This is a genomic window from Streptomyces sp. NBC_00440 (assembly GCF_036014215.1).
Classification (GTDB): domain Bacteria; phylum Actinomycetota; class Actinomycetes; order Streptomycetales; family Streptomycetaceae; genus Streptomyces.
In genome coordinates, this window is record NZ_CP107921.1 from 1607748 (window position 1) to 1620419 (window position 12672).

Sequence of the window (12672 nt, forward strand, 5' to 3'; positions counted from 1 at the left end):
ACTCGGCCGGCCGAATCCGAGGAGGTCCAGTGTCAGTGAGCGCGGAGCAGCGCCGGAGGGAGATCGTCCGGTCCGCCCGGAAAGCGGGCTCGGTCGATGTCACCGAGCTGTCCGCACGGCTGGGCGTGGCCAAGGAGACCGTGCGCCGCGATCTGCGCGCGCTGGAGGACCACGGGCTGGTGCGGCGGACGCACGGCGGCGCCTACCCGGTGGAGAGCGCGGGCTTCGAGACCACCCTGGACTTCCGGACGACGATGCACGTACCGGAGAAGCGGCGGATCGCCGAGGCGGCGGCCCAGCTGCTCGGCGACGCCGAAACGGTCTTCATCGACGAGGGGTTCACCCCGCAGCTGATCGCCGAATGCCTGCCGCACGACCGCCCGCTGACCGTGGTCACCGCCTCCCTGGTGACGGCGGGGGCACTGGCGCTGGCCGAGCGCACGACGGTCCTGCTGCTCGGCGGCCGGCTGCGCTCGGGCACCCTGGCCACGGTCGACCACTGGACGACCCGGATGCTGTCCGGGTTCGTCATCGACCTGGCTTTCATCGGTGCCAACGGGATCTCCCGCGAACACGGTCTGACCACCCCCGACCCGGCGGTCGGCGAGGTCAAGGCGCAGGCGGTCAGGGCCGCCAGGCGCCGGGTGTTCGCCGGGAACCACACCAAGTTCGGTGCGTCGAGCTTCTGCCGGTTCGCCCATGTCACCGACTTCGAAACCATCGTCACCAGCACCCTGCTGCCCGCGCCCGAGGCACACCGCTACTCCCTGCTGGGACCGCAGGTCATCCGAGTCTGAGCCCGGCCGGTCCACGCAAAAACCCACCCGAGGAGCGATCCATGCGAAGCCCGAGCCGACGGAGGCCGCGCGCACTGCTCGCGCAGGCCGCATCGGGGGCGCTGCTCATCAGCCTGTCCGGCTGCTGGACCGGCGCCGGAGGAAGCGGGTCCGGCGGGGACTCGATCAATGTGCTGATGGTCAACAACCCGCAGATGACAGAGTTGCAGAAGCTCACCGCCGCCCACTTCACCCGCGAGACGGGCATCAAGGTGAACTTCACCGTGCTGCCCGAGAACGACGTACGCGACAAGATCAGCCAGGACTTCGCCAACCAGGCGGGCCAGTACGACGTCGCGACGCTGAGCAACTACGAGATCCCGATCTACGCCAGGAACGGCTGGCTGCACGACCTCGGCCCGTACACGGCCAAGGACACCGCGTTCGACCAGAAGGACATCCTGCCCGCGCTGCGGCAATCGCTCACCGGGGACGACAAGAAGCTCTACGGCGAGCCCTTCTACGGCGAGTCGTCCATGCTGATGTACCGCAAGGACGTCTTCGCGCAGAAGCACCTGACCATGCCCGCCCACCCCACCTGGCAGCAGGTCGCCGATCTGGCCGCGAAGGCCGACGGCGCGAAACCGGGGATGAAGGGCATCTGTCTGCGCGGCCTGCCCGGCTGGGGCGAGCTGATCGCGCCGCTGACCACCGTGGTCAACACCTTCGGCGGGACCTGGTTCGACAAGGACTGGAAGGCCCGGCTCGACGCCCCCGCCTTCAAGCAGGCCGTCAACTTCTACGTCCAACTGGTGCGTCAGCACGGCGAGTCGGGGGCCGCGCAGTCCGGCTTCGCCGAGTGCCTCAACGACCTCACCCAGTCGAAGACCGCCATGTGGTACGACGCGACCTCCGCCGCCGGCTCGCTGGAGTCGGCCAAGTCCCCGGTCAAGGGCAAGATCGGCTACGCACCCGCGCCGGTCGAGAAGACGGACAACTCCGGGTGGCTCTACACCTGGGCCTGGGGCATCCAGAAGACCTCCCGCAACCCGGACAAGGCCTGGAAGTTCATCTCCTGGGCTTCGGGCAAGCAGTACGAGCAGCTCGTCGGCAAGGAGACCGGCTGGTCCGACGCCCCGGCCGGGAAACGCGCGTCCACCTACGCCGACCCCTCCTACCGCAAGGCGTCCGCCGCGTTCGGGGACGTCACGCTCAACGCCATCAGAAGTGCCAAGCCCGGCAACCCGGGGGTCCAGCCGCGCCCCGCGCCCGGAATCCAGTTCGTCGGCATCCCCGAGTTCACGGACCTCGGCACCAAGGTCTCCCAGGAGATCAGCGCCGCCATCGCCGGGCGCAAGTCCGTCGATTCGGCCATCGCCGCATCCCAGCGGCTCGCCGCGAAGATCGCGAAGGAGTACGAGGGACGATGACAGCCACCACCGCTCCGGCCGCGGTCCGCGCGGCGTCCCCTCCCGGTCCAACAGCCCCGCCGGGCAGCCGGCTGCGCGCCTGGGCCACCCGGGCCCCGCTGCTGCCGGCTCTGATCTTCATGATCGTGGTCACCCAACTGCCCTTCGTGGCAACCGTGGTGATCTCCTTCTTCAACTGGAACGCGCTCTATCCGAAGGCCCGGCACTTCACCGGTTTCGCCAACTACTCCGATGTGCTCACCGACCCGGATCTGCGCAAGTCGGTCCTCACCACGGTGCTGCTGACGGTCGCTGTGGTGCTCGTCAGCCTGGTGCTCGGGCTCGTCCTCGCGCTGCTGCTCGACCGCCGCTTCAAGGGCCGGGGGTTCGTCCGTACGCTGCTGATCGCGCCGTTCCTGCTGGTCCCGGTGGCGGCCGCGCTGCTCTGGAAGCATGTGCTCTACAACCCGGAGTACGGGCTCTTCAACGGGCTGCTGCACTGGGTGGGCGGCGGAGGCGCGCCGCAGCCCGACTGGGTGTCGAACACCCCGCTGCTCGCGGTCGAGGCGGCGCTGATCTGGCAGTGGACGCCGTTCATGATGCTGATCCTGCTGGCCGGGCTGCAGAGCCGCTCACCGGAGCTGATCGAGGCGGCGCGGATCGACGGCGCGGGCAGCTGGCAGATCTTTCGCCATCTGACGCTGCCCCATCTGCGGCGCTATCTGGAACTGGGCGCGCTGCTCGGCTCGATCTACATCGTGCAGAACTTCGACGCCGTCTTCACCATCACCTCGGGCGGCCTGGGCACGGCGAACCTTCCGTACACCGTCTACCAGGCCTTCTACCAGGCGCACGAGAACGGTCTGGCGTCCGCCGCCGGGGTCCTGGTCGTCATCGGCACGATCATCATCGCGACCTTCGCGCTCCGCGTGGTCTCGTCCCTCTTCAGCGAGGAGGCATCACGCGCATGAAATCCGCAGACACGGCGGCGCCCCGGGGCGCCGCCCGTACCGGGGGCGCACTGCTGGGCCTGACGGCCTGGCTCGCCGGGATCCTCTTCTTCCTGCCGATCGCGTGGATGGCGCTGACCTCCTTCCACGCGGAGACCGACGCGGCCACCAACCCGCCGTCGCTCGCCGCCTCGCTCACCCTGGACGGCTACCGCGACTTCTTCGGCGCGGGCGGCGGCGCGAGCCCCTGGCCCGCGCTGGCCAACTCGGCCGTGGCCTCGGTCGTCTCGACGCTCTGTGTGCTGGTGCTTGCGCTGCCCGCCGCGTACGCGCTCTCGATCCGGCCGGTGAAGAAGTGGACCGACGTCCTGTTCTTCTTCCTCTCCACGAAGATGCTCCCGGTGGTCGCCGGGCTGCTGCCGGTCTATCTGTTCGCCAAGAACACCGGGATGCTCGACAACATCTGGATGCTGGTCATCCTCTACACCTCGATGAACCTGCCGATCGCGGTGTGGATGATGCAGTCCTTCCTGGCGGAGGTGCCGGTGGCGGTCATCGAGGCGGCGCGGGTCGACGGCGCCAGGCTGCCGGTGATCCTCACCCGGATCGTCGCCCCGATCTCCATGCCGGGAATCGCCGCCACCGCGCTGATCTGCTTCATCTTCAGCTGGAACGAGCTGCTGTTCGCGCGGGTGCTCACGGGCGTCGTCGCCGAGACCGCGCCCGTCTTCCTGACCGGCTTCATCACCAGCCAGGGCCTGTTCCTGGCGAAGGTGTGCGCCGCGTCGCTCGTCGTCTCCCTGCCGGTGCTCGCCGCGGGGTTCGCCGCCCAGGACAAGCTGGTCCAGGGCCTTTCGCTGGGAGCCGTGAAATGAAGGCCGCCATCATCGAAGCCGTGGGCAAGGTCGGGTACGGGGAGGTGCCGGACCCCACCCCGGGGCCGCGCGACGTGATCGTCGAAGTGGCCGCGTGCGGGCTGTGCGGCACCGATCTGCACATCCTCCAGGGCGAGTTCGCACCCACCCTGCCGGTGGTGCCCGGCCATGAGTTCGCGGGGACGGTCGTGGCGCTGGGTTCCGATGTCACCTCGCTGGCCGCGGGCGACCGGGTGGCCGTGGACCCGTCCCTGTACTGCTTCGAGTGCCGCTACTGCCGTCTCGGACACAACAACATGTGCGAGAAGTGGGCGGCGATCGGGGTGACCACCGCGGGCGGCGCCGCCGAGTACGCGGTGGCGCCCGCCGCCAACTGCGTGAAACTGCCCGACCACGTACGGACCGAGGACGCGGCCCTGATCGAACCGCTGTCCTGCGCGGTACGCGGCTACGACGTGCTGAACAGCCGGCTCGGCTCGCATGTGCTGATCTACGGCTCCGGGACGATGGGGCTGATGATGCTGGAGCTGGCCAAGCGGACCGGCGCGGCCAGTGTGGACATGGTCGACATCAACGAGGAACGGCTCACCACCGCCCGCGCCCTGGGCTGCTCCGCCGCGGCGGGCGGCGCGGACGAGCTGGACCGGGCCGGGCGGGGCTGGGACGTGGTCATCGACGCGACCGGCAACGCGGCCGCGATCCAGGACGGTCTGGGGCGGGTGGCGAAGGCCGGGACGTATCTGCAGTTCGGTGTCGCCGACTACGCGACCCGGGCGACGATCGACCCGTACCGGATCTACAACCAGGAGATCACGATCACCGGTTCGATGGCGGTGCTGCACAGCTACGAGCGGGCGGCCGAGTTGTTCGCCGCCGGGGTGCTGGACCCGGCGGTCTTCATCAGCGACCGGCTTCCGCTGGAGAGCTATCCGGCGGCGCTGGACCGCTTCAAGGCGGGCATCGGCCGGAAGATCGTGGTGCTGCCGGGGAAGTGACCCGGAGGCGGAGGGAGCGGCGCCGGAGGCAGAGACAGGGGCAGAGGCAGGGGGCGGCCGCGGGCCGGGACGGCCGTCGGAGAGCCGGGAAAGATTCAAGGAACCGTAAAGCCCTGCCGCTCGTTCCTCCGGACATGACCGTAATGACCCCAGGCTCGAACATCCCGCTCCCGATCTCCCGCGTCGCGGTGGATGTGGCGGCTCCGGTGCGGCTCGACGTGTCGGGCCTGCTGCTCACCGCCGACGGCAAGGTGCGCTCGGACGACGACTTCATCTTCTACAACCAGCCGTCGGGCCCCGGCGTCGGCCACCGCTCAGGCGGCGGTTCGGCGCCGGACGCGATCGTGGTGGACACGGCGGCCGTCCCCGCGGGCATCGAAAAGATCGTGATCACCGCGAGCCCGGACGCGGCGGGCCAGACGTTCCAGGGCATCGAGCCGACGGCCACCGTCCGCTCGGCCGACGACGGCAGCGTCCTGGCGTCCTTCACCCCGCCCCGGCTCGGCACCGAGACCGCGCTGGTGATCGTGGAGATCTACCTCCGCAACGGCGCGTGGAAGGTGCGCGCCGTGGGCCAGGGGTATGCGAACGGCCTGGCCGGTATCGCGACGGACTTCGGTGTGTCGGTCGAGGAGCCGGCCGCGCCGGCGGCCGCACCGGCACCCGCCGCGGCCCCGGCGGCCCCGCCGATGCCGGCCGCGCCGCCGGTGGATCCCGGGGTCGCCGTCGCTGCCCCGCCGGCACCCCCCGCCGCGCCCCCGGCCCCGCCTGCCGGCACCGGGCGGATCAATCTGGACAAGGGCCGGGTCAGCCTCCGGAAGAACCAGACGGTCTCGCTGGTCAAGGGCGGCAAGCCGCTGCTGTCCCGGGTGAAGATGGGCCTCGGCTGGGAGCCCGCCGTCCGTGGCAAGGACATCGATCTCGACGCCTCGGTCATGGCCTTCGGCCCGCAGCGCGACCACATCGACAGCTGCTACTTCGGCAAGCTCTCGATCCTCGACGGCGCGGTCAAGCACTCCGGCGACAACCTCACGGGCGAGGGCGCGGGCGACGACGAGGTGATCGTGGTCGACCTCGGCCGGGTCCCCGCCGAGGCCACCGCCCTGTTCTTCACGGTCAACTCCTTCACCGGCCAGAAGTTCACCGAGGTGACCAAGGCGTACTGCAGGCTGATCGACGCGGCGAGCGGGGAGGAGCTGGTGCGGTTCGACCTGACCGGCGCCGAGCCGCAGACGGGGGTACTGATGGCCAAGCTGATCAGGCAGTTCTCGGGCGAGTGGGAGATGACGGCGGTGGGCGACTTCGTGAAGTCCCGCACGGTCCGGGGCATGGTCAAGCCCGCGGCGAAGGCCCTGTAGCGGCGGGGCCCCGCACCTGCGTCACTGGCGGTAGCCGGCCAGGAAGCGGCCGATCCGGCTGATCGCCGCGTCCAGGTCGTCGGCGTGCGGCAGCGTCAGGATCCGGAAGTGGTCGGGGCGCGGCCAGTTGAAGCCGGTGCCCTGCACCACCTGGATCTTCTCGCGGAGCAGCAGGTCCAGGACGAACTTCTCGTCGTCGTGGATCCGGTGGACCTTCGGGTCGAGCCGGGGGAACGCGTAGAGCGCGCCCTTCGGCTTCACACAGGAGACGCCCGGGATCTCGTTGAGCTTCTCCCACGCCCTGTCGCGCTGCTCGTGCAGGCGGCCGCCCGGCGCCGTCAGATCCCTGATGGACTGGCGGCCGCCCAGCGCGGCCTGAATGGCGTACTGGGCAGGGGCGTTGGCGCACAGCCGCATGGAGGCGAGCATCATCAGCCCCTCCAGGTAGCTCTTCGCGTGCTGCTTGGGCCCGGTGACGACCAGCCAGCCGGACCGGAAGCCCGCGACACGGTACGACTTGGACAGACCGCTGAAGGTGAGGACGACCAGATCGGGTGCGAGGGCGGCGGCCGAGTGGTGGACGGCGTCGTCGTAGACGATCTGGTCGTAGATCTCGTCGGCGAAGACCATCAGGCCGTGGCGGCGGGCGAGATCGAGGACGCCCTCGACGATCTCGCGCGGATACACCGCACCGGTGGGGTTGTTGGGGTTGATGATCACCACCGCCTTGGTCCGGTCGGTGATCTTCGAGGCCATGTCGTCGAGGTCCGGGTACCAGTCCGCCGACTCGTCGCACAGATAGTGCACCGCGCGCCCGCCGGCCAGCGTGGTGACGGCCGTCCAGAGCGGGAAGTCGGGCGCCGGGATGAGAATCTCGTCCCCGTCCTCCAGGAGCGCCTGGACCGCCATCGAGATGAGTTCGGAGACCCCGTTGCCGAGAAAGACGTCATCGACGGTGACATCGGGCAGCCCGAGCGCCTGGTAGCGCTGGGCCACGGCGCGCCGCGCCGAGAGAATGCCCCGCGAGTCCGTGTAGCCGTGCGCCTGGGGCAGCATCCTGATCATGTCCTGGACGATCTCCTCCGGCGCCTCGAAACCGAAGAGCGCCGGGTTACCGGTGTTCAGGCGCAGCACACTGTGCCCGGCTTCCTCCAGTGCGTTGGCCTGCTCGATCACCGGGCCCCGGATCTCGTAGCAGACCTCACTCAATTTGTTCGACTGGCGGAACTCCATGCCGTGGCCCTCCCAGGTCTCACTTGCTTCACTTGGTTTTACCAAGTAGCAGCTTGGAAAGTCCAACTTTCTGTCTAGACTGCGGTACATGCCACGCCGAAGTTACGACCAGTACTGCGCCGCCGCCCGCGCGCTCGACGCCGTCGGAGACCGCTGGACCCTGCTGATCGTCCGCGAACTCCTGGCGGGCCCGCGCCGCTACACCGACCTCCACGCCGACCTGCCGGGCGTGAGCACCGACGTGCTGGCCTCACGGCTCAAGGACATGGAGCGTGAGGGTCTTGCGACCCGGCGCAGGCTGCCGCCGCCCGCACCCGCCTCCGTGTACGAGCTGACGGCGCGGGGGGCCGCACTGCTGCCCGTTCTCACCGCGCTGGCCGACTGGGGAAGCCCCGCACTGGCCGAGCGGCGGCCGACGGACGCCCTGCGTGCACACTGGTTCGCCATTCCCCTGGCCCGGCACCTGGCCGGGCTCGGCCCCGGCGTGGTCGAGGTCCGGATGGACGAGGGCGTGTTCCATGTCCGCACCGACGGCGGCGAGCCGCTCTACGGCGACGGCCCCGCCGAGCACCCGGGTGTCCGGCTCACCCTGGACGCCGACACCTGCATCGCCGTCAGCGACGGCGGCCTCCCGCTCGACCACGCGATCCGGGACGGCCGCGCGAAGCTCGAAACCCTGCCGGCCGGTGCTCAGCACGGCGCGCCGCACGAAGTACCGGCCGGGACACGCGGAGGCGCCGAGGTGACCCGCGTCGCACCACCGGGAGGCAACCCCGCGGGCCCGAACTCCGTCCCCGTAAAGGCCCGTTAAGGCCGCCGAACGCCTTACCGGCCGGTACCAGTGACGGACAACACGTCCTTTCCCGGAACACGTGACCGATACCACGCGCAGATGAGGGTTAACTGTCAGTGGCAGGCCGTAGCCTTGTTCGTATGCCCACCACCCCTTCCGCCTCCCAGGCCAACGACGCCATCCGCAGGCTCGTCGATGCCCAGAAGACGGACGGCGAGTGGCCTTCGGAGGACTACGAGATCCTGCTGCTGGAGTGGGCCGCCGCGATACAGGGCGGCATCGAGCCCGCGGCCTAGGACCGGCCGGTCCAGCCGTTCGAATCCTGCCGCTCAGCTCCAGCCGCACCGACCTCGCCGCACAGCTCCGGCCGGTCAGCCGTCGCCCCGGGCGTCGCCGCTCGACGTACCGTCCAGGCCGGGAATCGGATCCTGGTCGACCCCGTGCCTGCGGGTCCGGATGTCCGGTCCCGCCGGGTGCAGTTTCGCGTCACAGGCCGGGCCGAGTCCGGTGCGCCGTGAGGCCAGACCCGTCAGCGGCCTGCCGCACATCCGGCACAGCACCGTCCGGCTCCTGTCCTCCGGTCCGGCCCCGTCCGCCGTCCCCGTCCCCTCTCCCGCTCCGGCCGTGACCCCGGGCAGGGCCGGCGGTTCCCCGGTGACGCCGTCCACGGGGCCGGTCCGGCTCACCGGGACATCGCCCGCGGGTCCCCGCCGCCGATCCCCTCGATCATCAGCGACAGATAGCGGCGCACGTCGGGCGGCCCGCCCGCACCGAGCTCGGCCGCCGTGGCCACCGCGTGCGTGAGCCGCAGCACCTCGGCGGTCTCCAGGTCCGCGCGCGCCGCACCGGCCTTCTGCGCGGCCGTGAGCAGGTCGGCCGCCGCGTCCATGAGCCGGCCGCTGCAGTCCGAGATCACCGGCGTACTGCCGTCGGCCATCGCCGCTCCGAGCAGCGTCTTGAGGCCGCGGAGGTGGATCATCTGCTCCGCCAGCTTCTGCAGCCAGTCGGCCAGCGCCTCGCCCGGCGCCCGTGCCGACGCACCGAATTCGACGGCCTGGTCGGCGAGTTCGTCGATGCTGTCGACGTAGACCCCTTCGAGGAGGTCCTGCCGCGTGGGGAAGTGGCGGTAGAGCGTGCCCGAGCCGACGCCCGCGCGCTTCGCGATGTCGTCCAGCGATGCGTCCACCCCGCGCTCGGCGAAAGCCAGGGCCGCCTCCTTCAGGAGACGTTCGTAATTGCGGCGCGCATCGGCCCGCATCGGCTTCGGCATCAGATGCTCCTTGCGATCGCCACTGCCTGCTTCATCGTCGCGATCGTCGGCACCGGCGTCAATGTCGCCCGCCACACCGGGATGCTCCGCCCCGGTGGCCCCACACGGACCCCATACGGAACGGTGACCCGGCATCCCACCGGGTCACCTCACGCCGCCCTCGTACCCGAGGTCCGGCGGCCGTTCACTGACTGGCCCGGCTTACCCGCCCGGCCTGGCTGACCTGTCCTCGCCGGACTCAGAGCTTGGTCAGCTTGGCGTAAGGGCTGAGGATCCTCCCCTGACGCCCGGAGAAGTCGATGAGCACAGCGTCATTGTCGCCCTCGATTCCGATGACTCTTCCGAGCCCGAACTGATCATGCGAAACACGGTCGCCGATATCGAAGATCTCGATGGGTGCGGCGGCTTGGGCCGGGCGGTTGAAGGGACTGGAGGGCAGGTGGCGCCGGGATCCGGCTGACTTAGTCATTGGCTTCAGTATGCGCCCGCGAGACCTCCTCACGCCATGTCTGTCCCGCCGCACGGCCCTGGGGCAAGGTTTCCGCGGGTGGATTCCGCCTGCGATGATCAGGGGATGGAATTCCCAGCAACCGGCCGTCGCGTCCTCATCACAGGTGCCTCCCGCGGCCTGGGCCGCGCCGCCGCCCACGCTTTCGCCGCCAACGGGGACCTGGTGGCGGTGCACTACGGGACCAGGGAGGACGACGCCCGGCACACGCTCGCGGCGCTCCCGGGCTCCGGCCACGTCCTGGTCGGCGGCGACCTCTCGGACCCGGCGGTGGCCGCCGAGGTCGCCGGGCGCGCGGCAGACGGCCTCGGCGGCATCGACGTACTGGTGAACAACGCCGCCGTGATGCGCGGCCCCCACTCGCTGCCCGGGACTCCGTACGAGGAGTGGGTGGCTGTCTGGCAGCAGCACGTCGCCGTCAATCTGCTCGCCACCGCGCAGATCAGCCATCTCGCCGGGCGCCGCATGATCGACGCGGGCAACGGCGGCCGGATCGTGAACATCGGCTCGCGCGGGGCGTTCCGCGGCGAGCCCGACCACCCGGCGTACGGCGCGACCAAGGCGGCCGTGCACGCGCTCGGCCAGTCGCTCGCCGTCTCCCTCGCTCCGTACGGGATCGGGGTCGCCTCGGTCGCCCCCGGCTTCTTCGAGACGGAGCGGGTGGCGGACCGGCTGAGCGGCGCCGAGGGCGAGGCGATCCGGGCGCAGTCGCCGTTCGGCCGGGTGGCGTCCCCCGACGAGATCGCGGCCGCGGTGCTGTGGCTGGCCTCACCGGCCGCGGAGTGGTCGTCGGGCACCGTGCTCGACCTCAACGGGGCGTCGTACCTGCGGACTTGAGGGACCGGGCGGCGCCCCTCAAGCCCAGGGTCTCTCGTTCGGATCGGGCCCGGCCGTCCGCGCCCAGACCCAGCCGTCTGCTCTCAGGCCCGGCGTTCCGCCCCCGGGCCCGCGCATCCGCCCTCAGGCCCGCGAACGGGCCTTGAAGGCCGCCTTGCGGGCGTCCTTCGCCGCCTTGCGGTCCGGGTGCAGCTGCCCCATCGCCTCCAGCACCTCGGCCGTCGCCGGGTGCTCCACCCGCCAGGCCGCCTCGAAGAAGCCGCTGTGCTGTCCGGTCAGCCCCTCCACGAGCCCCTGCAGCTCCTCGACCTCACCGTCCGCGTCCAGCTGCGCGGCCAGCGTGTCGATCGCCAGCCAGAAGATCATCGACTCCGGCGGCGCGGGCACATCGGCCGCACCCCGCTCGGCGAGCCAGACCCGGGCGAGCCCGCCGAGCTGCGCGTCGTCGAGCACCTCGCGGACCTCGTGCTCCGCCGCGTCGTCGGCCACCAGCGAGAGCGCCTGCTGGCAGTGCAGCCTGCGCAGCGGCGCGCCCCGGTCCACGCCCCGTGCGGCGGACAGCAACTCCTTCGCGGCGGCGGCCGGTTCACGGCCGCCCAGCCAGAGCACGGTCTCGGCGCGTGCGGCGCCCTCGGGGAAGTTCACCAGGGCGTCGAGCAGGGCGCCCGCGTCCTTGTCCGCGAGCTCGCCGACGGCGGGGGCGTCGACGCCCGCGTCCAGCATCCGGGCCCGGATCCCGTACAGACCGAGCGGGGTGAGCCGCACCATGCCGTACCGGGAGACGTCCTCGTCGTCCACCGGCCGTTCCGGGCCACCCTGTCCCTCCGCGTACTCCGCCTCTTCGGCCATCAGGGCCTCGTCGACCGGGTGGTACTCGACCAGGCCGATCGGTTCGAGCAGGCTGAACTGGTCGTCCAGGCGCATCATCGCCTCCGACACCTGCTCCAGTACGTCGTCCGTCGGCTCACCCATGTCGTCGGGAACGATCATCGAGGCGGCCAGCGCGGGGAGCGGCACCGGGGCGTCCTGGGCGCCGGTCTCCGTCACGGTGAGCAGATAGAGGTTGCCCAGCACGCCGTCGAGGAACTCCGCCTCCGCCTCGGGGTCCCACTCCAGCTTCCCGAAGTCGATCTCGCCGTCGTCGCCCACCAGGTCGGCGAAGTCGTCGAACTGCGGGGCGATGGCGTCGGCGTGCACGGTCTCCAGGCCGTCCAGCCAGAGCGCCAGGATCTCCTGGGGGCTGCCCGACGTGATCAGCGCCAGGTTCTCGCCGGGGGCCGCCCCGCCCTCGGCGTCCTCGCCGCTCTCGCCGTCCTCGGCGTCCTGGCCGTCCTCCGCGTCCACGATGTCCACGAGCCCGGTGTCGACTGCGAGCCGCCACGCCTCGCTCGCCAGGGCAGCGCCGTCCTCGTCCGCGCCGAGACCGAGCTCCGCCGCCGCCGCGGGCAGCTGCTCGTCGACCAGCTCGCCCCCCGCACCGACGCGCGTGCCGGGCCCGGCCCAGCGCGCCAGCCGGACGGCCCGCGTGAGGAGGGGTGCGGCCAGCGCGTCACGTGCGAGTTCCGCTTCGGAGTTCAGCCGCACCGGCGGCAGGGTGGGGCGGTCTCCGGACATCGGTGGTTCTCCTCGGGGCTGAGACCGACCGGCGAGAGGGCGCGGTCTTCTGGC

The 12672-nt window shown here is 71.0% G+C and carries 14 protein-coding genes; 9 read left to right on the plus strand and 5 right to left on the minus strand.

Translation table 11 applies throughout. The features are described 5' to 3' along the window. Nucleotides 1-35: 35 nt before the first annotated feature. From OHB13_RS07260 to OHB13_RS07285, 6 genes are all read left to right on the plus strand, one after another. Entirely contained in the window at nucleotides 36-797 is a 762-nt protein-coding gene (locus OHB13_RS07260; protein ID WP_266861172.1) for a DeoR/GlpR family DNA-binding transcription regulator, read from the plus strand. A 41-nt stretch (nucleotides 798-838) separates the two neighbouring features. Then, nucleotides 839-2206, plus strand: coding sequence for an ABC transporter substrate-binding protein (locus tag OHB13_RS07265; protein ID WP_266858209.1), 1368 nt, complete (start codon nucleotides 839-841; stop codon nucleotides 2204-2206). After that, nucleotides 2203-3156, plus strand: a complete 954-nt coding sequence (locus OHB13_RS07270; protein WP_266858207.1) for a carbohydrate ABC transporter permease — start codon at nucleotides 2203-2205, stop codon at nucleotides 3154-3156. The genes OHB13_RS07265 and OHB13_RS07270 overlap by 4 nt, the downstream gene beginning before the upstream one ends. Next, the gene (locus OHB13_RS07275; protein ID WP_266858205.1) at nucleotides 3153-4010 is read left to right on the plus strand and encodes a carbohydrate ABC transporter permease; all 858 of its coding nucleotides are present in this window, start codon (nucleotides 3153-3155) and stop codon (nucleotides 4008-4010) included. The genes OHB13_RS07270 and OHB13_RS07275 overlap by 4 nt, the downstream gene beginning before the upstream one ends. Then, nucleotides 4007-5005 (plus strand): zinc-dependent alcohol dehydrogenase family protein, encoded by a 999-nt coding sequence (locus OHB13_RS07280; RefSeq protein WP_266858203.1) that lies wholly within the window; start codon nucleotides 4007-4009, stop codon nucleotides 5003-5005. Before OHB13_RS07275 ends, OHB13_RS07280 begins: the two co-directional genes overlap by 4 nt. Nucleotides 5006-5139: 134 nt before the next feature. Continuing rightward, a complete protein-coding gene (locus OHB13_RS07285; RefSeq protein ID WP_328376371.1) occupies nucleotides 5140-6363 on the plus strand; it encodes a TerD family protein in 1224 nt (407 codons plus the stop codon). 21 nt (nucleotides 6364-6384) lie between these two features. Here the strand turns inward: OHB13_RS07285 and OHB13_RS07290 are convergent, their stop codons facing one another. Beyond that, complete coding sequence (locus OHB13_RS07290; RefSeq protein ID WP_328376372.1) at nucleotides 6385-7596, minus strand: pyridoxal phosphate-dependent aminotransferase; 1212 nt, start codon at nucleotides 7594-7596, stop codon at nucleotides 6385-6387. Between the two features lie 88 nt (nucleotides 7597-7684). On the opposite strand from OHB13_RS07290, the gene OHB13_RS07295 reads away from it, so the two are divergent. Both OHB13_RS07295 and OHB13_RS07300 read left to right on the plus strand, forming a co-directional pair. Further along, nucleotides 7685-8407, plus strand: a complete 723-nt coding sequence (locus OHB13_RS07295; protein ID WP_328376373.1) for a winged helix-turn-helix transcriptional regulator — start codon at nucleotides 7685-7687, stop codon at nucleotides 8405-8407. A 122-nt stretch (nucleotides 8408-8529) separates the two neighbouring features. Beyond that, nucleotides 8530-8685 (plus strand): hypothetical protein, encoded by a 156-nt coding sequence (locus OHB13_RS07300; RefSeq protein WP_266858196.1) that lies wholly within the window; start codon nucleotides 8530-8532, stop codon nucleotides 8683-8685. 75 nt (nucleotides 8686-8760) lie between these two features. Here the strand turns inward: OHB13_RS07300 and OHB13_RS07305 are convergent, their stop codons facing one another. The 3 genes from OHB13_RS07305 to OHB13_RS07315 all read right to left on the minus strand — a co-directional run bounded on the left by OHB13_RS07305 (nucleotide 8761) and on the right by OHB13_RS07315 (nucleotide 10128). Then, nucleotides 8761-9075 carry a DUF6011 domain-containing protein gene (locus OHB13_RS07305; protein WP_328376374.1) on the minus strand — a complete coding sequence of 105 codons (315 nt, stop codon included), beginning with the start codon at nucleotides 9073-9075 and terminating at the stop codon, nucleotides 8761-8763. Next, the gene (locus OHB13_RS07310; protein WP_266858192.1) at nucleotides 9072-9659 is read right to left on the minus strand and encodes a TetR/AcrR family transcriptional regulator; all 588 of its coding nucleotides are present in this window, start codon (nucleotides 9657-9659) and stop codon (nucleotides 9072-9074) included. Before OHB13_RS07310 ends, OHB13_RS07305 begins: the two co-directional genes overlap by 4 nt. A gap of 238 nt (nucleotides 9660-9897) precedes the next feature. Further along, nucleotides 9898-10128 carry a CarD family transcriptional regulator gene (locus tag OHB13_RS07315; protein WP_266858190.1) on the minus strand — a complete coding sequence of 77 codons (231 nt, stop codon included), beginning with the start codon at nucleotides 10126-10128 and terminating at the stop codon, nucleotides 9898-9900. 105 nt (nucleotides 10129-10233) lie between these two features. On the opposite strand from OHB13_RS07315, the gene OHB13_RS07320 reads away from it, so the two are divergent. Beyond that, nucleotides 10234-11004, plus strand: coding sequence for an SDR family NAD(P)-dependent oxidoreductase (locus tag OHB13_RS07320; protein ID WP_266858188.1), 771 nt, complete (start codon nucleotides 10234-10236; stop codon nucleotides 11002-11004). 123 nt (nucleotides 11005-11127) lie between these two features. On the opposite strand, the gene OHB13_RS07325 is transcribed toward OHB13_RS07320, so the two are convergent. Next, nucleotides 11128-12618 carry a hypothetical protein gene (locus OHB13_RS07325; protein ID WP_328376375.1) on the minus strand — a complete coding sequence of 497 codons (1491 nt, stop codon included), beginning with the start codon at nucleotides 12616-12618 and terminating at the stop codon, nucleotides 11128-11130. Between the last annotated feature and the right edge of the window lie 54 nt (nucleotides 12619-12672).